Source organism: Bacillus gaemokensis (assembly GCF_001590835.1).
Lineage (GTDB): Bacteria > Bacillota > Bacilli > Bacillales > Bacillaceae_G > Bacillus_A > Bacillus_A gaemokensis.
This window is the reverse complement of record NZ_LTAQ01000002.1, coordinates 93,869-116,487: the sequence shown is the minus strand read 5'-3', so window position 1 is coordinate 116,487 and position 22,619 is coordinate 93,869. Positions and strand designations below refer to the sequence as shown.

Here is a 22,619-nt window from a genome sequence, read left to right as displayed (position 1 = left end):
TTAGTAGGAATCTTGAAACTGAGATTTTTTTTATAAAATGGTCACCATTATCAAATGTGTAAGTCGTAAGTAGGTGAACTGTTATTCCCTTTCTGATGTTGTAAATAATTTACATGTTGATAATGATTATCAATGTTGATTCTCTACATAATATAATTTTATCTTTTTGTCTTGTCAATAGTAATTTTGATTGTAAATATAATAGAAAAAGGTTATATTTTATTGAGAATGATAATCAATTGAATTGATAGTCAAGGAGTGAGCGCAAATGAATCCAAAAGAATTATTTGATGTAACTGTAATTGGTGGGGGACCAGCAGGGCTTTATTCAGCGTTTTATAGTGGACTAAGGGAAATGAAAACGAAGATAATTGAATTTCAACCACAGTTAGGTGGAAAGATACATGTTTATCCAGAAAAAATGATTTGGGATATTGGCGGGCTGCCACCAGTTACTGGAGCAAGACTAATTGATCAACTTGTAGAGCAAGGGAAAACATTTCACCCGGAAATCGTACTAAATGAAAAGGTAGAATCAATCACTCGAAATCAAGAGGGAGTTTTTGTATTAAAAACATCCTCTGGTCAAGAGCATTTTTCAAAAACAGTTATTGTAGCTACAGGAGGCGGAATACTGAAGCCACAAAAATTAGCAATTGAAGGTGCTGAGAGATTTGAAGTATCGAATTTAAATTATACGGTAAAATCTTTGAAACACTTCAAAGATAAAACTGTCATTATTTCAGGTGGAGGGAATTCTGCAATAGATTGGGCAAATGAATTAGAGCCAATTGCTAAAAAGGTTTATTTAACATATAGAAAAGAGGCTTTATCCGGGCACGAAGCACAAGTAACACAACTTATGAATAGCTCAGTATCTTGCTTCTTTAATACGTCGATTACCAAATTGATTGCAGGTGACAATCATGAAGCAATTGAACGTGTGGAGCTGACGAATCATGAAACAGGAGAGGTTTCATATTTACCAATTGATGAAGTAATCATTAATCACGGTTATGAACGTGATATGACATTACTAGAAAATAGTGAATTGAATGTTGAAATTATTGATAATTACTTTATTGCGGGGAGTGCGAATAGCGAATCTTCAATAGAAGGGCTATATGCCGCAGGAGATATTTTAAAACATGAAGGGAAATTACATTTAATAGCTGGTGCTTTCCAAGATGCTGGAAACGCTGTGAATAAGGCAAAGCAATTTATTCAGCCTGATGCGAGTGAATATGGAATGGTCTCTTCACATAATGATGTCTTTAAGAAGCGCAACAGAGAACTTATTAAACAAATGATGAAATAAATTGCAATATTGGTAATTAATGTTAATGAATGGTGAGCTAAATAGGACTTCAAGAAATATAAAGTAAAAACAGGAACCTACAGAAGGTTCCTGTTTTTTTATAAAAATAGGTAGAGCAGGGATTTTATTTTTGTTCTAGACAGGTTATGAAGATGTAAGGAAGAAGTATAAATCATAAGAAACAGGAGCTGCACTATGGATGTTATATACAACTGAAATTGATAGTATTTCATCGGATATGTTAAAAGGGTTCTTTGTGGGTTGGCCTAATTCACCGAGTGTTGAGACTCATTTGAAGTTATTGGACAATAGCGACAAAGTTGTATTGGCCATACATGAAACAAAGAATGAAGTGATAGGTTTTATAACGGCTATAAGTGACGGGGTTTTATCTGCATATATTCCGTTTCTTGAAGTCTTGCCAGAATATCAAAATCAAGGGATTGGTAAAGAATTAATTGAAAGAATGTTAGCGGAACTTGGTGAGCTGTATATGATTGATTTGCTGTGTGATGAAAATTTACAGTCGTATTATGAAAAGTTTAATATGAGGAGAGCAAGAGGGATGATTGTGAGAAATTATAATTCTCAAGCAGGCGTTCAAGGGAAAATGTAAAGTGAAAGATATTTTCCTATTTATATATAAACACCCAGTTACTTTTCCACTTGTATGAAGAAAGGAGGTAAGCTGGGTATTTTCCTTGTACCTATGTTTTCTACCATTGTGTTTGACACCGGTTTCATAAATCCACATCTTATTGATGTGTTTTTGAAAAAAAGAGAACATAGAGACGTGAACCTTTTATTTTTGAATCTTTCTAGCGAACGAGTAGTCTGTGTTACGTTTGTCCTGTCACTTAGCAAATTAGGCAGTTCCTTTTGCACGTGGATCAGGGAATTGTATGTTTTGCATGGAAGCAATGTATTGTTTTCCGTGTTTTCTAGCCACAGATTCTAGTATATGACGCACACGTTTTGTAAGGTGACCTTGATTTTGTAATGCCTCACAATATGCATCATAGTAGGCGTATTTAGCCCAAAGAAAATCATCTTGCTGGAATAAGAAATGATTTTTATACCATTCTCCAATTGTATTGTAGTTTGCATCTTCATTTGTAATCATTGTTTGTTCAAGAATTCTTTTTGGTAATACTTTAGATAGCTGAGAAGCAGTTTGTTCTGTTTCGGTTTGTAATGATTGCTCTAACATTGTAATGATGTGACGAGTAGCCATATGTTAACTCTCCTTTGTGTAAATGGGTAAATTCCATCTGTATTTTTAAAACGCTTACTATATTATTATACAATATATGGAATGCATCTACCTGCTTTTTGATTTGTATTTACAAAATCTTTTTATTTTGTTTACAAAAGTATTTTATAATACAGTAAGATGAATCATGTAGATATGATAAAAAACAATAAGGGAATGAAAGCATTGTATATCACGATAAAAGAAGCTGCTGAATATTTAAACCTCCCAGAATCCTATATTGAAGAACTAATTCAGCAAAAGCGAATTCGAGCTTTATATGATGGTGAGCAATATTTGTTGAATAAAGAGCAATTCAATACACATTTAGAGCAGGTAGAAAAATATAAACAATTAGTGGAAGAAATATTAAATGAGCCAATTCCAGAGGATATGGATGTAAAAGATGAGGATTAAACTTTAGCCTACTATTCGTGGGCAATAAGACCCCAATTGCAGAATTCAGTGAAGGAAAAGAAGTTAGGTGGGAGCAACAACTACCCGTAAAAGTCCTACTGATTCAAGTTTCACTTTATGGGGACCATTTTAAAAATCTCGTTTCAAGATGTGTAGAATACATATCTTGAAACGGGATTTTTTATTGAAGTAATGAAAAAGTATGTAGGCGAATGAGTAGAGGAGGGGATAGATTCTAGAGAAGGAAAATTTTTCTCTAAAGTAGTGTTATAATGAATTTAAAGCGTTGCATATTGTTCTGAAAGCAATTTTATAATTATAAGTTAAATAGTTAAATAGTTAAATAGTTAAATAGTGTAATGTGTGTTTGTATTGATTAAGAGGAGTATTTATATGAACAAATTTAAAAGCTTGATTCAAGAGGAAAAAGAAGCTTTAAGGGTATTTTTATTACTATTCTATATTATATTCTTTTTATATTACATTATATACTATTTTATATATCCTACGATGAATATAAATGAAACGAAAATAGGATGGCCAGAAGGTGGACTAGGAATAGGTGTATACATCTTTGTGATTTTGTTATTTCCTATTTCAATGTATTTTCAAAAACGAGGTCACATTTATTTTGTGAAGTATTTATTTTTAATTGGATATATGTTCATTGATTTCATTAATAATTTAATGATTTATTTGCAAACAGATCGAGGGTTTGAAAATGGAAATATGGTAGAGATATTTTTAATCCTTTTTGCTCCAATTTTTGTGAATAAAAAATACTTTTATTTAGTCTCTTTGAGTGTAGTTGGTAAGTATGCATTTTTCACTGTATTGTTAAAAGATGTTAAGGTTGTTATTCCACTTGTGTTGTGTATCTTTTTTTTCATTATTTCACGTTCTTTATTAAAAAGATTTCAGTCGTACGTTAGGACTGTTTTGGAAATGTTGACTAATGTAAAACAGACAGAAAAACTTGCTTTAATTGGAACAATGTCTACAACAATTGCTCATGAAATTAGAAATCCGTTAACTGCGCTAAAAGGTTTTACTCAAATTCAAAAAGAACGAAATCCAGCTGATGCAAAGAGTTATGAGATTATGCTACAAGAAATTGAGAGAATTAATGGGTTTGTTAGTGAATTAATGTTACTGGGGAAGCCCAAGCCAACAAATTATGAATGGTGTAATATGCAAGCGATTTTGTTATATGTTGTTCAATTAATGGAAAGTTATGCAATCCAATATAATGTAAAAATGCATGTGCAAGCAGATGGGGTTCTACCCAATATAAATGGGGATGAAAAACAATTGAAACAAGTGTTATTGAATATCCTGAAAAATGGCATTGAGTCAATGCAGGGTGGTGGAAATCTTACCATTCATGCATATAAAACAATTGAAGAAAAGTTGTGCATTTCTATTGAGGATCAGGGATGTGGCATGGATAAAGAGCAAATAAAGAAGCTTGGTAAAGCGTTTTATACAACCAAGGAAAACGGCACAGGTCTTGGTTTAATGATTACATATAAAATTATTGAGGAGCACCAAGGAAATATCGATATTCAAAGTAACATTGGCATAGGAACAAAAGTAGAAATGAATTTTCCGACAATATAACATTTAGAAACAAGAGCACTTTTCAGAAAAGTGCTCTTGTTGTGTAAATAAAAACATTTTATGAAATGTTTCAAGAATGCTTTTTTTTATAAAACACTTAGTTTATAATGGAGGAAAATATCGACATGCAGCTTATGGCTCGTGTAACGGTTTATCGTTTTTATTTGTATGAATGTGTAGATTTACGTGAACTAAAGAGGGGTGCACACGCATCCTTTTTTCTATGCTGATATTATGAAAGAGGTGGTATGATGGAATTAACATTAAATTCGACTGTATGTTTACACACTATTCAATTTCGAAAAGATCAAAAGAATTATATTGTAAAGGATACAATTACAGGCGAAAAATATGAAATGCCGCCACTTTGTATTGATGCACTTGCAATGATGCGTGATGGCTTTCTATTGGGAGAAATTGAAGAGAAGTTAAAGGAAGAATATCCGAAGGAAGAAGTAAATATTCTAGAATTTACGAGGCAATTGTTAGAGCTAGAGCTCGTTGGAATGGTGGATGGAGAAGAAATTGTCTGTACGAAAAAGAAAGACAAAGATTATTTAGCTTGGATTCGTCCGCGAGTGGAACAGTTCTTTCTTAATTTAAATAAAAAATATCGAAGCAGAGGCCAATGATGGTCTCTGCTTTTTTCATTAAAAAATAACTGCAAATGCTCTTGCGAAAGCGCCATCACTATTTTTTATCTTTAAAGGTGCTGCAGAAAAGAAGAAACGCTTCGCTTCAATCGCATCTAAATTTGTTAAGTTTTCGATTAAATAAATATCATTTCCTAATAAAATATGATGAATGGGCGATGTTTCGGTGGTAACTTCGTCGGGAGAAATAAAATCTAAACCTACAGATTTTACTTTTAATCTGACTAATTCTTCAGCAAGTTCTTCAGAAAGATGGTAGGCTTCTTTTTCATATGCTTCTGTATTCCATTTGCCTGAGAGATTAGAATGGAAGATGACAATGTCACCTTCTTTTACCTCTGCACCGTGTAACACTTCCTTAGGAAATTTTCGTTCTTGAACATGTGTCACATCAACGAGAATTGCTTCCCCTACAAATTGATCAAGTGGCAATTGATCAATTGTTGTTGCACCAGAAATAAAATGAGCTGGTGCATCACAATGTGTACCGACGTGAACAACGGAATGAAAATCTGTTACTTGAAACCCTGCTTTTTCGACGCTTGTAATGGGTTCTAGATGAATTCTTGGTGTTCCTGGAAATTGAGACATATTGTTTTCAAATGTTTGTGATAAATCGATTACTTTCATCGGGATACCTCCAATAATTTTAAAATATAAAAAGCCCATCCTTCAAATCAAGAAAGATGGGCTTTACATATAATTATGTAAATGCATATTTTATCTTCCAAAATGCAGTGCATTTTGCAGGATTTAGCACCTGTTCAGTTTTATATAAACTGAGGTTGCCGGGCTTCAAAGGGCCAGTCCCTCTGCCTCTCTCGATAAGGAGTATATTTAATTTTAAAATTAAGAAATTTTTGTTATTTAAATTGTAATTTATTTCCTTTTTTATTGCAAGAATGAAAATGGGTATTCACCTAACTAAAGGTTTTGGCATATTGTAGCTCATGTAAGTAAACTGCTGCAAAGGGGTGGGTGCAGTGACAGGAAAGGTTTTAAATTATTATGCGGGTGGAAATACAGCTAGAGGTTTTTATAGTTTGTATGAAGAAAGTTTAAGTGGACTAGAAAGGCTTTATATTTTAAAAGGTGGCCCAGGGACAGGAAAGTCTTCACTAATGAAAGCAATAGGACGTGAATGGACAGGAAAAGGATATGATATTGAGCTTTTACATTGTTCATCTGATAACAAATCAATTGATGGTGTGATTATTCCAAAATTAAAAGTAGGGATTGTAGATGGAACATCTCCACATGTTATTGAACCAAAAATGCCTGGAGTTATAGAGGAATATGTAAACTTAGGTGTTGCTTGGGATTCGGAGAAATTAAGAAAGCATAAAGATGAGATTGCACGCTATATATCAGAAGCAAGTAGAGCTTTTCAATCTGCATATGCTTGTTTCAAAGAAGCATTAGCGATACATGACGATTGGGAGAAAATTTATATTGATAATATTGATTTTCAAAAAGCAAATGAATTAACTATCCAGCTCATACAGAAACTATTTGCAGATGAAAAGGGAAAAAAGGCAATTGTAAAACATCGTTTTCTAGGGGCAGCGACGCCAAAAGGTGCGGTAGATTTCGTTCCAAACTTAACAGAGACTATCCCGCATCGTTATTTTATAAAAGGGCGTCCGGGGTCTGGAAAATCAACAATGTTAAAAAAGTTAGCAGCGGCAGCAGAAGAAAAAGGATTTGAAGTGGAGGTATATCATTGTGGGTTTGATCCAAATAGCCTCGATATGATTATTGTGAGAGAGCTAGGTTTTGCGATATTTGATAGTACCGCACCGCATGAGTATTTTCCAAGTCGGGAAGGTGATGAGATTATTGATATGTATGATCTCATTGTTGCTCCAGGAACGGATGAAAAATATGCTACAGAAATTCGTGATGTTTCGATTCAATATAAAACAAAGATGAATGAAGCGATGTCTTTCTTAGCAAAAGCAAAAGCCGTACGAGATAAATTAGAGCGAATATATATTACTGCTATGGACTTTTCAAAAGTAGATGCGTATAAAAATGAAATCCAAAAAGAATTTGAGCGAATCGCAGCAATTGTTGCTCAGAATCAGAAATAGAAATAGAAGATGTTTTAGGCTGTCGGGAGAATCCTGACAGCTGTTTTAGAATATAGTAAAGTTATTATCATAGTTGTCGAATTTCCAGGGAAATGATCAAAAAATGAGGGTGATACATATGAGAGACAAAATTCAAGTCGAATTAGAGAGAATCGAGAAAGAGAATGATGTGAAAATTTTATTTGCAGTGGAATCAGGAAGTCGTGCATGGGGATTCCCGTCAAAAGACAGTGATTATGATGTTAGGTTTGTATATGTTCATTCATTAGATTGGTATTTATCTATTAATGAGAAGCGTGATGTCATTGAATATCCAATTAATGATGATTTAGATATAAGTGGATGGGATATTAGAAAAGCACTGCAGTTATTCGCAAAATCCAATCCAGCCTTATTAGAATGGGTTCGTTCGCCAATTGTGTATTCTAAGAACTCAGAATTTCCAGAACTCCTACAGGAAATGAGTGAAAAAGATTTTGACCCTAAAGCAACGATTTACCACTACTTACATATGGCTTCAAAAAACTACCGTGAATTTTTACAGGGAGAGCGTGTAAAGCTGAAAAAGTATTTCTATGTATTACGCCCTATTTTAGCATGCAAATGGTTAGAAGAAAAAGGGACACTACCACCTGTCGAATTTGAAAAGTTGGTTAAGGCGTTATCTTTAAAGAGCGAGATTTTAGAGGAAATTAGACTACTGCTAATAAAGAAAAAAGCTGGTATCGAGTTAGATGCTGGCCCGAGGATAGAGGTATTAAATCAATTTTTAGAGGAGCAGATAACGTACTATCAAGAATATGTAAAGGGAATTGAAAAAGGAATAGGGATAGACATTGAGAAGTTGAATGTTTTGTTTCGCGATATGTTGTTTGAAAGAAAGTGAAAGGAGCATCAATAGTTTGATGCTCCTTTCACTTTAATCCGCTTGATCTTGGTTAGGAATAAAGAAGACAGCGATGGCTGCGATTAGACCTGCTAATGCAAATAAGTAAAAGTTCCACACTTGATCATACTGGAGCGTCATTAAGATGCCAATGATAATTGGGCCGGCAATTGCACCAATCCGTCCAAGACCGAGTCCCCAGCCTAAGGAGGTAGCGCGAACGTGCGACGGGAAGTATTGTGTTACATATGCATTTAATATTTGGGTAATACCAACTGAGCCAATTCCAGCGAGTCCAATTAAAAGATAAATGATAGAAATAGAAGGTTGTATTGTTAGTAAGCCAATACAGATAGCTGCCATGAGATAAGAGATACCAATAACGATTTTAGCCCCGATGCGATCAGCGATAGCTCCGGCAAATAATGCACCAATCGCAGCTGTTATGTTCAGCATCAGTAAGAAGGATAAGCTAGAACCGAGAGGATAGCCTGCTTGACGCATCATTTGTGGCAACCATGTGTTTAGTCCATAAATAAGAAACATGCCCATTATATAAGTGATCCAAAAGAGTAGTGTAGCTGTTATGTATTTCTTTGAGAATAACGTGAAAAATCCGCTTCGTTTTTTGCTTGTAGAAGAATGTGAATTTGTTTGTTTTGTAGGTAATTGAATTTGGAAGCGTTTACTGATTTTCTCTGCTTCTTCTCGGCGATTGCGAGAAAGTAAGAACTGAATAGATTCAGGCAGGTAACGAATGATAAAAGGGATGAGGAGTAATGGAACCACTCCAATACCAAACATGAATCTCCAGCCAAACTCTTGTAGCATAAACATGGATAAAATAGCTCCTAATACAATTCCTAATGGATAGCCAGTAAACATAAGTGCATAAATGAAAGATTGCCGTTTTTTAGGTGAGTATTCAACCGTGAGTGCGGAGGCGGTTGGAATAACACCTCCTAGGCCAATACCACCGATAAAACGAAATAGACCAAACAGTTCGGGTGATGAAGCGATTGCAGCAAGGCCCATTGTGATAGAAAAAAGGGCTAAACAAAATACCAATGTCCATTTTCTACCGATAAAATCTGTGATAGTTCCGACAAAAATAGCGCCAATAAACATGCCGAATAGAGCGTAGCTAGCGATTGTTCCAGCTTGGGCAGGTGATAATGCCCAGCTTTTATCTTCTAGAAGTGTTGGCAAAACTGCACCATAAATACCTAAGTCGTAGCCGTCAGCTAGAATAGCAAGCCAGCAGATGAGAACCACTAGTTTTGTAATGGAGCTTGAAAAAGTTGTTTTTGTAGATTCTGGATGAGGTGGAGAAGATAATTGCATAATATACACCTCTTTTTAGTAGATTAATGTATTATTTGGTTGAATATTAAGATTTTCCTTCTATTGTCGAATTTTATCGTTGCTTACATAAGAGGATGTTCATAATAAATTGACTAATACAAAAAGAAATATCGTTTTGTATTAGTCAATTTTAGTTTACAGGATACTATTCTCCGTCAACCCGCTTCAAAGGCTCATTCGCCGGCCCTTCAATTACATCCCCCTCAATTGAAAAGCGTGATCCATGGCAAGGACAATCCCATGTACAATCACCGTTGTTCCATTCAACTTCACAACCAAGGTGCGTACAAGTTGTATCGACAATATGCAGTTTTCCTTCATCATCTTTATACGCACCTGCTCGTTTACCATGAACTCTTACAACAGCACCTTCTCCATTTTCAAGTTCTTCAGGTTTACGAAGGGCAAATTCTAGTTTTCCTTCAATTAGATGCTTTGCCACATCTAGGTTTTGAGAAACAAATGTTTTCACATCTGGATCGGCATGGAATCGTGATGGGGCAAATAGCTCTTTATAAGGACTATTCATTTTTGTAATAGATGCAGTTAGGAGCTGTGCCGCGGCAGTTCCAGTTGTCATTCCCCATTTACGATATCCAGTTGCAACGAATATGTTTGGATTTCTTTCATTGATGTGTCCAATGTAAGGAATTTTATCTAAAGTGATTAAGTCCTGTGCTGACCATCTATAAGGAATCTCATCTATTCCAAATGTTTCTTCGGCAAAGGAATGTAGCGCCTCATAATGAAGCATCGTATTGATTCCCTGTCCGGTTTTATGACTTTCACCACCAATAAGAATGAATTTTTCTTCATTTATTGTTGTATATCGTAAGGAACGTTTAGGATCATCAATACTTAAATACATGCCTCCGGGATAATCCTTTTTTGCTTTTATTGCAAGAACATAGGAGCGTTCTGCATACAGTCTTGCGAAGAAAAAGCTATTTGCATCATAAAACGGGAAATGGGAACAAGAGACAATATATCCACATGTGATGCGATGTCCCTCTTTTGTAATCACTTGTGGGTAGAATCCTTTTTCTACATCAATTGCAGTTGTCTGCTCGTAGATTGTGCCGCCCATCTCGATAAATTGTTCAACAAGTTTTTTTAAATAACGAAGAGGGTGGAACTGAGCTTGGTTTTTCATAATAAGTGCTGCTTGAACTGAGATAGGAAGTGGGATGGATTGGGTGTAGTCACAAGGAATATTTAGCTTCTTATAAGCTTCATATTCTTTTGTTAATTTTCGTAATCCATCATTGCAAGTTGTATATAAGTAGGCATCTTCCTCAGTAAAGTCACAATCAATATTGTGTGTTTGGACTGTTTCTTTTATAAATTGTAAGGCTTTTGCATTTGCCTCATAGTATAGATGTGCTTGCTCCATTCCAAAATGATTGATTAGTTCATCGTAAATGAGGTCGTGCTGTGCAGTGATCTTTGCAGTCGTGTGTCCGGTTGTTCCATTTAAAATATTTCCAGAATCGATTAAAACAACTTTCATTCCCTCTTTAGCAAGTAAATAAGCAGTTGTAATACCCGTAATGCCAGCACCAATAATGATAACTTCTGTTTTTATATTTTCAGATAGATTGGGAAAATTTGGGAGTGAAGTGGATTCGATCCAGTAGGGTTTTGGAAATTTAGGGAATGAATGATTTTTCATCGTGTAGCCCTCCTAATTTAGAATAATTTTCCTCTTAACTTTTCCAATTTATTTAAAATTCATGTAGATTATTTTTAAATGAAGAGAGCAGTATAGTGTGTGAAAATCTGAGGGAAGATATAAAACGAATTAATATTTCGGTATAATTATTTGTTTTGTTTTATGAAAAGGATATTTTTATAGAAGACCAATATTAAGATAAATTATTTTTATTCATATATAAGTTATTCTGGATGATAGGGAGACTAATATTATGTCAAAGTATTTATATATATAATGGATAAAACCTTATAAAATGTATGTTTTTCTTTTGGTGAAATAAGGTATTGTTATAAAAATATAACCACATTTTATTACTAGGTCATAAAAGTTGTTGACAATAAGGAAAGTCTATTGATATGATTCATCATGTGGAAAGGTTGATAAAGAGTAAAAAGAGAAATGTTTTTCATTAATAATAAAAGCGAAAATAAGTGACGATAGAGTGAGTATGTTTTTACTTATAATAAATGCTTTTTAGAAGTGCTTAGTAATATCAATCTGGAAACAAGAATGGATTTATGCAAGTTGCGTAAGCGCAGCATAAGAAAGGGGCAAAAGGATGAAGGAGCTTCATACGTTTGGATGGTATGCAGCACGTGTATCGCCACATTTGCCAAAAAAAGCATTTAAACCAGTGCCAACTCGTTTATTTGGTGGACTGGCTTATTTACTTGTGGCGGTAGCTGGATTAGTAACAATAGGTGTATTCGACTTGAATGTGTGGGCAAATCTTGGGATTGCAATTGTTCTCGGATTATGTTTTGCATCACTTGGATTTTTGGGGCATGAGATTTTGCATGGGACGGTTGTAAGAAAGGCTTGGCTTCGCGACTTTTTAGGAGCGATTGCATTTATGCCATTGTCTACAGGGCCGAAATTATGGAGAAAGTGGCATAATGCTACTCATCATGTGCATACGCAGCATGAAGAGAATGACCCGGATGCATGGCCAACGCTTGAAAAGTTAAAGAAAAGTAAGTTCTTAAGCTGGGTGTATCATCTCCCATTACATGTACGTTCTTTCTTTAGTTTTCTGTCGTTAACAATTCAATTTACATTACATTCAACACGTATGTTCTTTCATTTTATAAAAGAATTTAAGTCATCGAATCAGAAATCTGTATGGCTTCAGCTTCTTTTGCCATGGACAGTGTGGATTAGCTTATTATTTATTATGGGTCCTACGAAATGGATTTTTGCTTATATCATTCCATTATTAATTGCAAACTTTATTGTAATGGCTTATATTGCAACAAATCATCGCTTAAATCCAATCGTTCCTGTTAATGATCCGTTAGCGAACTGTTTGTCTGTAACGGTGCCGCGCTGGGTTGATGCTTTGCATTTCAATTTCTCATATCATACAGAACATCATTTGTTCCCTGCTATGAGTTCAAAATATTACCCGTTAGTAAAAGAGAAAATTAAAGAAATGTGGCCGGAGCGTTATCATGAAATGCCAATGACAAAAGCATTAGCAGCACTTTGGAATACACCTCGTGTGTATTATCAAGGTAGTGAATTAGTTGATCCGCATAAGGAACATTTTTATGGTTCTTTAGGAAATGGATTAGACCCTGAGAATATCTCATATCGTGAGGAACATATAGAAAAACAGGAAACTGTCAAAAAAGTAAATCCTTGATTTCAGATGAATTATTTTGAAATCTTCAATAATAAATATAAAAGCAAGCTACTTTGGAGGTAGCTTGCTTTTATTATTTTGTATTCTGATATGTTTTTTGCATGTAATAGTAACTTTTTTTGAGTCTGGACGTATATTGGACGACATCTCTCCATTTTTTATAGTCATACGTAGCATATTCGCCATCTGAGGCGGTTGTTATATTTTTGTCCCCAATTTGAACCGTGAAGCCAATGTTATCGATTGTATGCTTACTATTTAAGCCATCCGTTTCTTCAGTAGTATAAATATCTCCAATAAACTCTTTTATATTTGGAGCTTTGGCGTTTAATACCATCCAAGGAATTCGAATTTCAATCGTTTCTTTGGATGGAGTAGAAAAGTCTGCAAGTGAATTATAATCTTTGCTACTTGGATTACTATTTCCGGCAGTTAGTGCTCCAACAGTAAACTTTTCAAAAGGTAACTGTTCTCCTGTAAGAGGTAGTGTAATTTGCTTCAACCACTGTTTATATTCTGCTTTGGTAATGGCCGCGTTACCAGGGAATGCACCTGGTTTTGCCATACCAAGGTTTACACCTTTTATTGTCCAGTCTTCCCATTTATTTCCGCTGAAGTGCTGAATGTTTTGCTTATTTCGATCGGCCTTGAGTCCATAGCTTACAGAAGTTGTAGAGTCATTTACAAGTGTTGGTTGTAATCTGTGTTTTGTGGCATCAATTCCCAAAATAACAGCAAGTATAATGAAGTGAAAAGTGATTCTACGAAGCCACCAAAAACGTTCTGAAGATTGAAGTTCGAGTGATTTTCGCTTCATTTTCCCCCAGCCTTTTATGCGGAATAGGCTTTGGAAAAGCCCTAAAAAAACGGAACCACACAGTAAGTGGCCTATACCAAAAGGATTCAGTTAAAGACCAAAGGAGTAGGAATGTAAAATCTTTAATACTATTTTGCTTTTTCATACTCCATTCTTCTAATAAAACGACTCCAACTGATAGAAATGACCCGTATAACATCGTTGCTGATAAAAGTAATAAGACATATTCGGTGAAAACTTCATCAAATAATAGATAATATAATAATAGCAGGTAGCCAAATATTTCAATGATTGGACCGAGCCATTCTAGTAATAAGTAAAATGGCATTGCAATCATACCGAATGCTTTATATTTTCTCCTATAAGGAGACTGCTTTTTCTTTTCCTTTATGTGTGTTCATAGAGTTATTTTGTTTCCGCTGGAGCTTTTTCTCTAAGCGGTTTACGAGATAAGTAAATAAGAGTACAAGTGCAAGGTAGTAAATTCCGACAACAATATATGTGTCTAATTGTTGAAAATTACCAGCAGCTATTGATAAACCTGAGCCCCATAATTCTGGCATCCCGACATATGCAACTAGTGAAGAATCCTTTAATCCGATAATGAATTGATTGCCCAGCGGGGGAATAGAAAGGCGGAATGCCTGTGGTAAAATAATGCGACGCATGGCAAGTGGATAAGACATTCCTAGGGACCGGGCAGCTTCTAATTGCCCACGATCGACAGATTGAATCGAACCGCGGAAAATTTCTGTAATGTATGCACCGTTATGAATAGCAAGGGCAATTGCTCCTGCCCAAAAAGATGTGAAGACGATGACAGATGTAATACCAAAATACAAAATTGCAATTTGAACGATAAGGGGCGTCCCTCGTATGACGGCAATATATACATTTGCAATGCTGTTTAATATTTTGTTATTGGAAATTCGAAAGAAGGCAAATAAGAGTCCAATTAATGAACCAAGTAATAAAGAAGTTAATGTTAACTGTAAAGTCATAACAACAGCTTTTAGAAGTGTTGGATAAGTAGATATGAAAATATCAATCATTAGCGTCACCTCATATTAAAATGAATTTAGGAAAATAGATACAAATGCCCCACGGTTAAGGTGGGGCATTGCTTATTGATAAACAATGGATCGCCATTTGGAGGGAGTCCATCTTTATTTATGAATAGAAGCAACTTAATTTATTTTGTCTTTGCTTCTTCCCCAAGGATATTGCGTCCAAACCACTTTTTACTAATTTTTTCATATGTGCCATCTTTAATAATTTCATCTAATGCTTTGTTAACTTTCTTTACCATTTCTTTATCATCTTTGCGGATTGCAATCCCCATTTCATCAAGGTTTAATGGCTTGCCAGCTTCTTTTATATTGGATTTACCTTCTTTTATCATACGAAGTCCAACCATTTGATCCGTAATAACTGCATCTACACGTCCAGGCTCTAAATCCATAAGTGCAGTAACATCACTATCATATTCTGTGATTTGGTTCGTATGTTTTTCAATGAGCGTTTTAAATGTACTTGCTTTTACAACACCGATTTTTTTTCCTTTCAAATTTTCCTCTGAAGAAATGGAATTGTTCTTTTTCGCTACGAAAATTTGTGCACCAGATCGATAATAAGGTTTTGAAAAGTTAACAGCTTTTAATCGCTCTTCTGTAATAGCCATACTACCTAATATCACATCATATTTTTTCGCTTTTAACCCTTGAATTAACGTTTCCCAAGGGTTTGTAACTGGTACAGGCTTCATTCCCATTTTTTTTGCGAGAGCCTCACCAATTTCGACATCAAACCCTTGTAATTTCCCATCATTTTCTTTGAAATTAAAAGGTTTATATAAGCCGCTCATCGCATAGCGAAATTCTTTTTCACCACTTGTTGAGGCAGTACTACTTTCCTTACTACAGGCTCCAAGTACAAAAGATGCACAGAGTGTGATTGCTGCAAAAACAGTAAATATTTTCTTCCTCATCAAAACCCCTCCTATATATTTATCCTGCACATACGGGCTCTATCGCCGTATTTTATATGGAAAATTTCTATGGGTGAGGTGATTAGGCTACCCGTATGAATTTTTACGGTTTAAGTATTCACGGGGAGTGAAGTCCCTCTCTATAAAATGTTTCGTAAAAATTGTTTTGCTCGTTCATTTGATGGTGCTGAAAAAAATTGTTCTGGAGGCGCATCTTCTACAATTTTCCCATTATCCATAAAGATGACGCGATCTGCTACATCTCGTGCAAAGCTCATTTCATGCGTAACAATTACCATTGTCATTCCTTCTCCAGCAAGTTCTTTCATTACTTCGAGTACTTCTCCAACGAGTTCAGGATCAAGAGCTGATGTAGGCTCGTCAAATAACATAATTTTAGGATTCATTGCAAGGGCACGTGCAATGGCAACGCGTTGCTTTTGTCCCCCAGATAATAGGTGAGGTGTTACATTTGCTTTGTCTTCTAAGCCAACTTTTTTTAATAAGTCGTTCCCGATGTCTGTGGCTTTCGCTTTGTCTAGTTTTTTTACGTGAATAGGTGCTTCTATGATGTTTTCTAATGAGGTCATATGAGGAAAGAGGTTAAAATGTTGGAATACCATTCCGACGTTTTCGCGGACTTTGTTTAAATTTGTGTTTTTTGGATGAATGTGTTCTCCTTGTAGGTGGATTTCCCCTTCATCGTACATCTCTAAAAAATTGAGACAGCGGAGTAAAGTGCTTTTTCCTGAACCGCTGGCACCGATTAAAACAACCACTTCTTTTTCTTTTACTTCTAAATTAATACCTTTTAAAACATCTAATGAACCAAATGATTTCACTAAATTTTGAACTTGAATCATCCCAACCCCCCAGTCAATTTTAGATTTTACAAATGTTGCCCCGTATTTTTGATATTAGTCATAAAATGGCAAAACCCTTTATTTTTTGCGAAAAAGATTGTCTGAGGGAAGGTGATATTCTTCTTTTTTACTAGATGTAGGCTTGTGAAAATAAGATTTGAGAGAGAAAATAACAAGAGTTTGTCTGTATTAATAATAGGGTGGAATACTTTGTGGAAACTGAAAAACATTACAAGGATCGTACAGTGTTTTTACTTTACGTAATCTTGGGAAATTTGTTCCATAATAGGTAGTTTGCCAGTTCTTAATATCGATATCTGGCCAATTAACATAGTCTCCTAATGTATATGGTGACATAGTATTGCGTAAATTCTTAATCCATCGTATATTTTCTTCCTCCTCACCATCACATTTCCAAAATGTAATATATTCTTGAGCAATAATTGCTTTTCGGTGGAAATAAGCTGTTTCATTGGGAGCGATGTCTTCTACAGCTCCTACAAGTGATTGATGCCAAACGCTAGCTGAAGGGTTTGGAGCATGACTAAGAAAATATTTTAAGATTTGAATTCCTTTCACCGGAATTGGTTTATATACATAGGAACCAGAACGTTTGAATTTTTCGGGGATGTTACCACTATTAAAGAATTGAACAGCCTTTATATAAGGAACTTCCTCGATGAAAAAAGTAGGGGATCCTGCATGAAGTAGAGGAGTTAATAAATCAAAGAGTTCAGAAGGAGGACCAATAAATTCGCCCTGTACCTCAATTTCATTTCTCTCTTTAGAAAATAATTCAATAGATGAGGTGAGCCTCTCATCTGTATAAGGTGCCCATGTTTACCAAGCTTCAAAGGCAGTAATAAAGTCTTTCCATTCCCAAGTGAGTGAGAAAATCGAGACATTTTTAATAAGATGAACACGAAATGTTAATGAGGTAACAATTCCAAAGTTTCCACCCCCACCGCCGCAGCATGCCCAAAATAAATCAGGATTTTCTAATTCACTAGCACGGATGAACGTGGCTCCTGTCTTCCCAGATGCCTGTACCATTTCTATTTCTAATAATTGATCACACGTTAATCCAAATAAACGTGATAACATACCAATCCCACAACTCCAACACTTGCACTTGTGCCAGCTGGTAGTGTGACACCATATTTCAAAAGTTCTTTATAAACAGTACCAAGATTTGCACCGGCTTCAATTGTTGCTGTTAAACAGTTTTTGTGAAACGTAATTTGATTCATTTCACTTACATCAATAATAAGTCCATTGTTTAGAAGAGAAAAATTTTCATAACTATGGCGACCGCTTCTTACACGAAATGGTACGTGACGTTCACGTGCCCACTTCAAGGCATTACATACATTGACAAAAGACAATTATACAAGGAAGTTTTGGAATACTTAAACTCAAGTTTATTCGAGCTACATCATATTCAGAGTCTGTTGGAATTATGATGCGCCCAGTTAGTTTTGTTTGATTCAAGATAAGGCTCCTTTCTTATATAGAACAATTTTCTATATAGTATATGAGATAGCTTGTTTGAGAGTATTTAAATTGCAGGTTATGTATAAAAGGAAGTAAGGGGGATACTTGCTTCTAAAAGTCCGAATTGTGAGAGCTAATGGAAGTTTTACTATATGTTAATTGAGGTGTATTGCATGAGTGAAATATGAATTGAAACAATAGTTAAAAATAGTATATAAAATAAAAAACAATGTGTATGTAGTAGATTAATTTTAAATTTTTTTATACAATAGTCATATTGTAATTTATAAATTTATTGGCACACTATTTGAAAGAATAGGTCGCAAAGCTTTGAGTCTAAGGTAATAAATCTTATTACTAGGATTGTCAGGTTGCAAATTTTATTTGTAACCTGACAATCCTTTTTGTTTTACTGAATTATCTAAAAATTAACAAGTCGTTTGACATATAGAATTTTCATACTCCACCGCTCTCTAACTGAAAGGGGGTGATATCCAGAAAAGTAGTGTAGATACTTATTTTAGAGGGAGTAATAGAGAGGTGTGAGTATGAAAAGTAAACAGATTAGTATATTTGTCATTTGTTTGATGGTAATGCAAATTATTGCACAGCCATTTATACATATGGTGGAAGCAGCAACATATGACAAAGAAGCGAATGCCAGCTTAAAGCTTTCGGTTGAAGGTGGAGATGGTTCGCAAAAAGATGTAGATAAAGACTTTGTATATCAACTTGATTTAAGTACATTTGGATTAGAAGGTGGGCATAAAGATGCAAAAATTATTGTTAAACTACCACCTGAAGTCGAATATGTAAGACATGGGAAGATTGGTGGTACGGATGCAGTATACGATAAAGAAACGCATTCCGTTATTTATACCTTTAAAGATTTTCTTCCAAACGGAGATTCTAAAGCAGTTCCTATTACAGTTAAGTTTCCAAAGGGAACAAAAGACGGAACGAAAGCTACAGCTGTAGCCGATTTTGTATCGGATCAAGGAGGAAAAACCTCTAATAAAGTAACTGTTATAGCACATGAAAAAGAAGTTCCACCGGAGCCACCTAAGAAACCAGAGTGGGAAATGCGTAAAACTCCTGACAAATGGACGATTAAACCAGGAGAAGAAGTTGAATATACTATTCGTGCTAAACACGTTAGTGGTCCAACTACACTCGATTCGCTTTCTATAAAAGATATTTTGCCAAAAGAAGCTCAGTTTATTTCAGCGAGTGATAATGGGAAGTATGATGCGAATTCACATACAGTCGTATGGGATCTGCAAAATGTAGAAGGTGAAAAATTCGTTAAAGTTAAGGTGAAGTTCCCGGAAGAGAATTTTGGCGAAGATCAAAATCAACAAGTTCTGAATATGGTTGAGGCAAAGCTGAAGCCAAAAGGGGAAAGGGAATTAACAAAACAAACACATGCGTATGTTGAAGTCTCAAATAAAAAGCCTCCTGTTATTCCCCCTGAGCAAGCTTTTTCAGATTTAAATAAGGCTGCTGCAAAGTCTGAGTACAGTAAAGATGAAGAAATTGAATTTACACTGTATAACATCAAAAATCAATATTCTAAGGAAATAGATAATTTTGTTCTTCAAGACGATCGCTTTGATGAAAGACTACGTTTTACGAGAATGCATACTGGTGCATTTATAGGTGTAAGTGAATATAAGCTTTTATATAAAACGAAGAATAATTCAGAGTGGAAAGAATGGAAAGTTATTGGAGGCAATACTAACGGAGAATGGTTAGATGTTTCTTCTTTACCATTAGCTGAAGGAGACAAAGTAACTGGAATTCGATATGAATTTGGTAAAGTGCCTGCGAATTTTGAGATGAGATCAGGGGCTTGGTTGTATTTTAAAGTGGACGATCCGAACTTTAAAGAAGGAACTTTGAAAAATACAGCACATATTTCATATGATATTGATGGAAAGAACTATATAAAAGATGCAACAGCGCAAGTAAAAGTAAAAGAAAATCCCGAACCAAGGGTTACTTTTAAGAAAAAAGCATTAACGAAGCCCGGAGAAAAGTATACCAAGGGAGAAGAAGTTGAATTTGAATTAACTGGTAAAGTGGATGGGCGTTCTACTCCTTTAAAACAGCCAATAATTGTAGATTGGTTGCCAAAGGGATTGGAATATGTTCCAGGCTCAGAGAAGTTTACTATTGTTAAAGAAGAGTGGGATAGAAAACCTTATGATGCAAAAAAAGTAAAAGTTGAAGCAATCCCGAATTATAAAGAAAAAGGAAGAACGCTTTTACGATGGACATTCCCTGAATTAGATGTTCCAGCGAGAGATGCTGTAACTGTTAAGTTCAAAGTAAAGGTTAATAATTTTGCCATGGCAGGCAAGCTTTACAATGGAGCAGGCTTAATGTCTAATGTATCAACAATTAAATCTGCAGAAGATGGATGGGGACAACCAACAGGAAAAGACGAAAATGACCTCGATGGTGATGGAGATACAAAAGACCCAATTATTGAAAGCAAAGATGCTATTGATATTGAAGAAGAGCAATCTTTAAAATCAATTAAATATGTAAAAGGTGAATTAGACGATAGTTGGAAAGGTTCGCCAGAAGTAGCAACGACAGTACCAGGTGGAGAAGTGAAATATCGTTTGCAAATTGAAAATGGTGGAACCGTAGCGGTAAGGAATGGTGTCTTAATTGATATATTCCCTGCAGAGGGTGACCAGTCAGTTTTACAAACAAAGAATCATGTACAAGAGCGTGGTAGTAAATGGACTCCATATTTAACGTCACCAATTCAACTTACAGACGGTGACTTTATTAAGATTTATTATACGACTGTTTCAAAACCGAAGCGTGATGATTTGATACAAGGAAACGACGTTTTTGTAAATCCAGAGGGCGCAAATGATCCGAATTGGTCTTTAGAGCCACCAGCAGATTTAACAAAGGTAACGGCAGTTAAGTTTGAATTTGCTAAGGATAAACTTGTATATCCTGGAGAAGCAGCGACGTTAGAATGGACAATGCGTGCACCTGTTGATATGGATGCTTCAGCTGGAATTGCATGGAATTCATTTGGATATAGTGCAATAAATGATGTAACAGGAAATTGGATTCAACCAGCAGAGCCAAACCGAGTAGGTGTACAGCTAAAAGCTTCGAAAAAGAGTTCATTAGGAGATTACATCTGGTTGGATAAAAACAAAGACGGAATTCAAAATGATGGAAACACTGGTGTGAACGGTGTAGTCGTAGAATTACTAGACAAAGATGGAAAAGTCATTAGTATGACGAGAACTGGTAATGACAAAAAAGGAAATCCAGGTTACTACAAATTTGTAAATTTAGATCCAGGTGAATACCAAGTGAGATTTACGTTGCCGGATGGGTACAAGTGGACAAAGAAAAACGCTGGCAATGATGAAAAACTTGATTCTAATGTTGATAAAGATGGATATTCAGAAACTATCAAGCTTGGTGAAGATGAACACAATATGACGATCGATGCCGGGCTAGTTGAAGATACAGTCGATTTTGGAGAGTTGGAAGTTACAAAAGTGGAAAAAGGTAGCAACACTCCATTAGAAGGTGCTGTTTTCGAAGTTCAAAGTAAAGATGGTCAAGTAATTCAAACAATCACAACGGGTAAAGACGGAAAAGCTAGAGCAACTGATTTACCAATCAGTGAATATAAACTAGTCGAGGTCAAAGCTCCGAAAGGTTATAAACTAAGTGATAAATCATACGCTTTTGAAATAATGAAAGACACAAAAACTCCTGTAGAGATAACTTTTGAAAATGAATTGCTGGATAAAGGATCTGTTGAAATTACAAAAGTGGACAAAGGCAGTAATAAAGCATTAGCAGGGGTAATGTTTGAGGTCCAAGATGAAGAAGGTAAGACTGTAAGGGCAGTAACAACAGATGAAAACGGAAAAGCAACGATTTCTGATTTATCCATAGGTAAATATAAATTGGTAGAAGTAAAAGGTTTACCAGGGTATAAAGAATTAAAGGAACCAGTATCCTTTGAAATCATAAAGGGTATGAAGGAAGTACTGTCATTGGTAGTAAAAAATGAATTGCTAGACACAGGAATAATTGAAATTACAAAAGTGGATGCTACAGATTCCAATCTGAAATTGAAAAATGCTGTGTTTCAGATTTTAGACAAAGACGGTAAAGAAGTTGGAAAATTAACAACAGATGAAAAAGGTAAGGCGATTTCTGATCAATTATTGTTCGGAAAATATACGATTAAAGAAGTACAGGCACCGGATGGCTATATGCTTTTGAGAGATCCAATTGAAGTAGAAGTCGGATCACCAGTACAAAAAATAACGGTAGAAAATACGAAGAGTGAATGGGTGATTCCAAACACTGGCGGAATAGGGACCGCTATTTTCTATCTTATCGGTACTATACTTATGGTAATCACGTTACTTTTATTTTTCCGTAAAAGAAGCAGTAACTAATAGAGTTAAAAATTAATAGAGATAGTGAGGAAGAA

Annotated in this window: 18 protein-coding genes, 1 pseudogene and 2 riboswitches; of the genes and pseudogenes, 9 read left to right on the top strand and 10 right to left on the bottom strand. The window is 35.2% G+C overall.

Annotation, left to right across the window (positions count from 1 at the left end; genetic code table 11):
• Positions 1–268 precede the first annotated feature (268 nt).
• Both AZF08_RS06150 and AZF08_RS06145 read left to right on the top strand, forming a co-directional pair.
• The gene (locus AZF08_RS06150; protein ID WP_033674486.1) at positions 269–1,318 is read left to right on the top strand and encodes an NAD(P)/FAD-dependent oxidoreductase; all 1,050 of its coding nucleotides are present in this window, start codon (positions 269–271) and stop codon (positions 1,316–1,318) included.
• 199 nt (positions 1,319–1,517) lie between these two features.
• Entirely contained in the window at positions 1,518–1,934 is a 417-nt protein-coding gene (locus AZF08_RS06145; protein WP_033674485.1) for a GNAT family N-acetyltransferase, read from the top strand.
• 249 nt (positions 1,935–2,183) lie between these two features.
• Here the strand turns inward: AZF08_RS06145 and AZF08_RS06140 are convergent, their stop codons facing one another.
• Positions 2,184–2,552, bottom strand: coding sequence for a hypothetical protein (locus AZF08_RS06140; protein ID WP_033674484.1), 369 nt, complete (start codon positions 2,550–2,552; stop codon positions 2,184–2,186).
• A 195-nt stretch (positions 2,553–2,747) separates the two neighbouring features.
• Here AZF08_RS06140 and AZF08_RS06135 point away from each other — a divergent pair, with 195 nt between their 5' ends.
• The 3 genes from AZF08_RS06135 to AZF08_RS06125 all read left to right on the top strand — a co-directional run bounded on the left by AZF08_RS06135 (position 2,748) and on the right by AZF08_RS06125 (position 5,239).
• Positions 2,748–2,987 (top strand): helix-turn-helix domain-containing protein, encoded by a 240-nt coding sequence (locus tag AZF08_RS06135; RefSeq protein ID WP_200875214.1) that lies wholly within the window; start codon positions 2,748–2,750, stop codon positions 2,985–2,987.
• Positions 2,988–3,380: 393 nt separating this feature from the next.
• Positions 3,381–4,607 (top strand): ATP-binding protein, encoded by a 1,227-nt coding sequence (locus AZF08_RS06130; RefSeq protein ID WP_033674483.1) that lies wholly within the window; start codon positions 3,381–3,383, stop codon positions 4,605–4,607.
• 251 nt (positions 4,608–4,858) lie between these two features.
• Positions 4,859–5,239: a hypothetical protein gene (locus tag AZF08_RS06125; protein WP_063177250.1), complete on the top strand. Its 381-nt coding sequence runs from the start codon at positions 4,859–4,861 to the stop codon at positions 5,237–5,239.
• A gap of 18 nt (positions 5,240–5,257) precedes the next feature.
• Here AZF08_RS06125 and AZF08_RS06120 read toward each other — a convergent pair whose 3' ends face one another.
• Entirely contained in the window at positions 5,258–5,890 is a 633-nt protein-coding gene (locus AZF08_RS06120; RefSeq protein WP_033674481.1) for a cyclase family protein, read from the bottom strand.
• Positions 5,891–5,977: 87 nt separating this feature from the next.
• Positions 5,978–6,091: riboswitch (SAM riboswitch) on the bottom strand.
• Between the two features lie 152 nt (positions 6,092–6,243).
• Between AZF08_RS06120 and AZF08_RS06115 the strand changes: the two genes are divergently transcribed.
• Together AZF08_RS06115 and AZF08_RS06110 are read left to right on the top strand one after the other, a co-directional pair.
• Complete coding sequence (locus tag AZF08_RS06115; RefSeq protein WP_033674479.1) at positions 6,244–7,353, top strand: PRK06851 family protein; 1,110 nt, start codon at positions 6,244–6,246, stop codon at positions 7,351–7,353.
• 118 nt (positions 7,354–7,471) lie between these two features.
• On the top strand, positions 7,472–8,239 hold the full coding sequence (locus tag AZF08_RS06110; RefSeq protein ID WP_033674478.1) for a nucleotidyltransferase domain-containing protein: 768 nt from the start codon (positions 7,472–7,474) through the stop codon (positions 8,237–8,239).
• A gap of 33 nt (positions 8,240–8,272) precedes the next feature.
• Here AZF08_RS06110 and AZF08_RS06105 read toward each other — a convergent pair whose 3' ends face one another.
• Together AZF08_RS06105 and AZF08_RS06100 are read right to left on the bottom strand one after the other, a co-directional pair.
• On the bottom strand, positions 8,273–9,583 hold the full coding sequence (locus tag AZF08_RS06105; protein ID WP_033674477.1) for an MFS transporter: 1,311 nt from the start codon (positions 9,581–9,583) through the stop codon (positions 8,273–8,275).
• Between the two features lie 166 nt (positions 9,584–9,749).
• The gene (locus tag AZF08_RS06100) at positions 9,750–11,276 is read right to left on the bottom strand and encodes an FAD-dependent oxidoreductase (RefSeq protein ID WP_033674476.1); all 1,527 of its coding nucleotides are present in this window, start codon (positions 11,274–11,276) and stop codon (positions 9,750–9,752) included.
• Between the two features lie 601 nt (positions 11,277–11,877).
• Here AZF08_RS06100 and AZF08_RS06095 point away from each other — a divergent pair.
• Positions 11,878–12,963, top strand: a complete 1,086-nt coding sequence (locus AZF08_RS06095; RefSeq protein ID WP_033674474.1) for a fatty acid desaturase family protein — start codon at positions 11,878–11,880, stop codon at positions 12,961–12,963.
• 73 nt (positions 12,964–13,036) lie between these two features.
• On the opposite strand, the gene AZF08_RS06090 is transcribed toward AZF08_RS06095, so the two are convergent.
• The 6 genes and pseudogenes from AZF08_RS06090 to AZF08_RS06065 all read right to left on the bottom strand — a co-directional run bounded on the left by AZF08_RS06090 (position 13,037) and on the right by AZF08_RS06065 (position 18,121).
• Positions 13,037–13,780, bottom strand: coding sequence for a hypothetical protein (locus AZF08_RS06090; protein WP_033674473.1), 744 nt, complete (start codon positions 13,778–13,780; stop codon positions 13,037–13,039).
• Complete coding sequence (locus tag AZF08_RS31115; protein WP_235190036.1) at positions 13,725–14,108, bottom strand: hypothetical protein; 384 nt, start codon at positions 14,106–14,108, stop codon at positions 13,725–13,727. The genes AZF08_RS06090 and AZF08_RS31115 overlap by 56 nt, the downstream gene beginning before the upstream one ends.
• 31 nt (positions 14,109–14,139) lie before the next feature.
• Positions 14,140–14,832: an amino acid ABC transporter permease gene (locus tag AZF08_RS06080; RefSeq protein WP_033674471.1), complete on the bottom strand. Its 693-nt coding sequence runs from the start codon at positions 14,830–14,832 to the stop codon at positions 14,140–14,142.
• A 140-nt stretch (positions 14,833–14,972) separates the two neighbouring features.
• Positions 14,973–15,767 (bottom strand): ABC transporter substrate-binding protein, encoded by a 795-nt coding sequence (locus tag AZF08_RS06075; protein ID WP_033674470.1) that lies wholly within the window; start codon positions 15,765–15,767, stop codon positions 14,973–14,975.
• A 140-nt stretch (positions 15,768–15,907) separates the two neighbouring features.
• The gene (locus tag AZF08_RS06070; RefSeq protein WP_033674469.1) at positions 15,908–16,630 is read right to left on the bottom strand and encodes an amino acid ABC transporter ATP-binding protein; all 723 of its coding nucleotides are present in this window, start codon (positions 16,628–16,630) and stop codon (positions 15,908–15,910) included.
• A gap of 189 nt (positions 16,631–16,819) precedes the next feature.
• A pseudogene (locus tag AZF08_RS06065) lies at positions 16,820–18,121 on the bottom strand (FAD-dependent oxidoreductase).
• Between the two features lie 290 nt (positions 18,122–18,411).
• Positions 18,412–18,503, top strand: a riboswitch (cyclic di-GMP riboswitch).
• Positions 18,504–18,672: 169 nt separating this feature from the next.
• Here AZF08_RS06065 and AZF08_RS06060 point away from each other — a divergent pair.
• The gene (locus AZF08_RS06060) at positions 18,673–22,584 is read left to right on the top strand and encodes a SpaA isopeptide-forming pilin-related protein (RefSeq protein WP_051725733.1); all 3,912 of its coding nucleotides are present in this window, start codon (positions 18,673–18,675) and stop codon (positions 22,582–22,584) included.
• The last annotated feature ends 35 nt before the right edge of the window (positions 22,585–22,619 follow it).

Bases quoted from the DNA above. Each gene is read 5' to 3' on its own strand.
- AZF08_RS06095 (WP_033674474.1), top strand. From the start codon at position 11,878: ATGAAGGAGCTTCATACGTTTGGATGGTATGCAGCACGTGTATCGCCA.
- AZF08_RS06060 (WP_051725733.1), top strand. From the start codon at position 18,673: ATGAAAAGTAAACAGATTAGTATATTTGTCATTTGTTTGATGGTAATG.
- AZF08_RS06090 (WP_033674473.1), bottom strand. From the start codon at position 13,780: ATGAAGCGAAAATCACTCGAACTTCAATCTTCAGAACGTTTTTGGTGG.
- AZF08_RS06130 (WP_033674483.1), top strand. From the start codon at position 3,381: ATGAACAAATTTAAAAGCTTGATTCAAGAGGAAAAAGAAGCTTTAAGG.
- AZF08_RS06145 (WP_033674485.1), top strand. From the start codon at position 1,518: ATGTTATATACAACTGAAATTGATAGTATTTCATCGGATATGTTAAAA.
- AZF08_RS06110 (WP_033674478.1), top strand. From the start codon at position 7,472: ATGAGAGACAAAATTCAAGTCGAATTAGAGAGAATCGAGAAAGAGAAT.
- AZF08_RS06120 (WP_033674481.1), bottom strand. From the start codon at position 5,890: ATGAAAGTAATCGATTTATCACAAACATTTGAAAACAATATGTCTCAA.
- AZF08_RS31115 (WP_235190036.1), bottom strand. From the start codon at position 14,108: ATGCCATTTTACTTATTACTAGAATGGCTCGGTCCAATCATTGAAATA.
- AZF08_RS06135 (WP_200875214.1), top strand. From the start codon at position 2,748: ATGAAAGCATTGTATATCACGATAAAAGAAGCTGCTGAATATTTAAAC.
- AZF08_RS06150 (WP_033674486.1), top strand. From the start codon at position 269: ATGAATCCAAAAGAATTATTTGATGTAACTGTAATTGGTGGGGGACCA.
- AZF08_RS06100 (WP_033674476.1), bottom strand. From the start codon at position 11,276: ATGAAAAATCATTCATTCCCTAAATTTCCAAAACCCTACTGGATCGAA.
- AZF08_RS06125 (WP_063177250.1), top strand. From the start codon at position 4,859: ATGGAATTAACATTAAATTCGACTGTATGTTTACACACTATTCAATTT.
- AZF08_RS06070 (WP_033674469.1), bottom strand. From the start codon at position 16,630: ATGATTCAAGTTCAAAATTTAGTGAAATCATTTGGTTCATTAGATGTT.
- AZF08_RS06140 (WP_033674484.1), bottom strand. From the start codon at position 2,552: ATGGCTACTCGTCACATCATTACAATGTTAGAGCAATCATTACAAACC.
- AZF08_RS06105 (WP_033674477.1), bottom strand. From the start codon at position 9,583: ATGCAATTATCTTCTCCACCTCATCCAGAATCTACAAAAACAACTTTT.
- AZF08_RS06080 (WP_033674471.1), bottom strand. From the start codon at position 14,832: ATGATTGATATTTTCATATCTACTTATCCAACACTTCTAAAAGCTGTT.
- AZF08_RS06075 (WP_033674470.1), bottom strand. From the start codon at position 15,767: ATGAGGAAGAAAATATTTACTGTTTTTGCAGCAATCACACTCTGTGCA.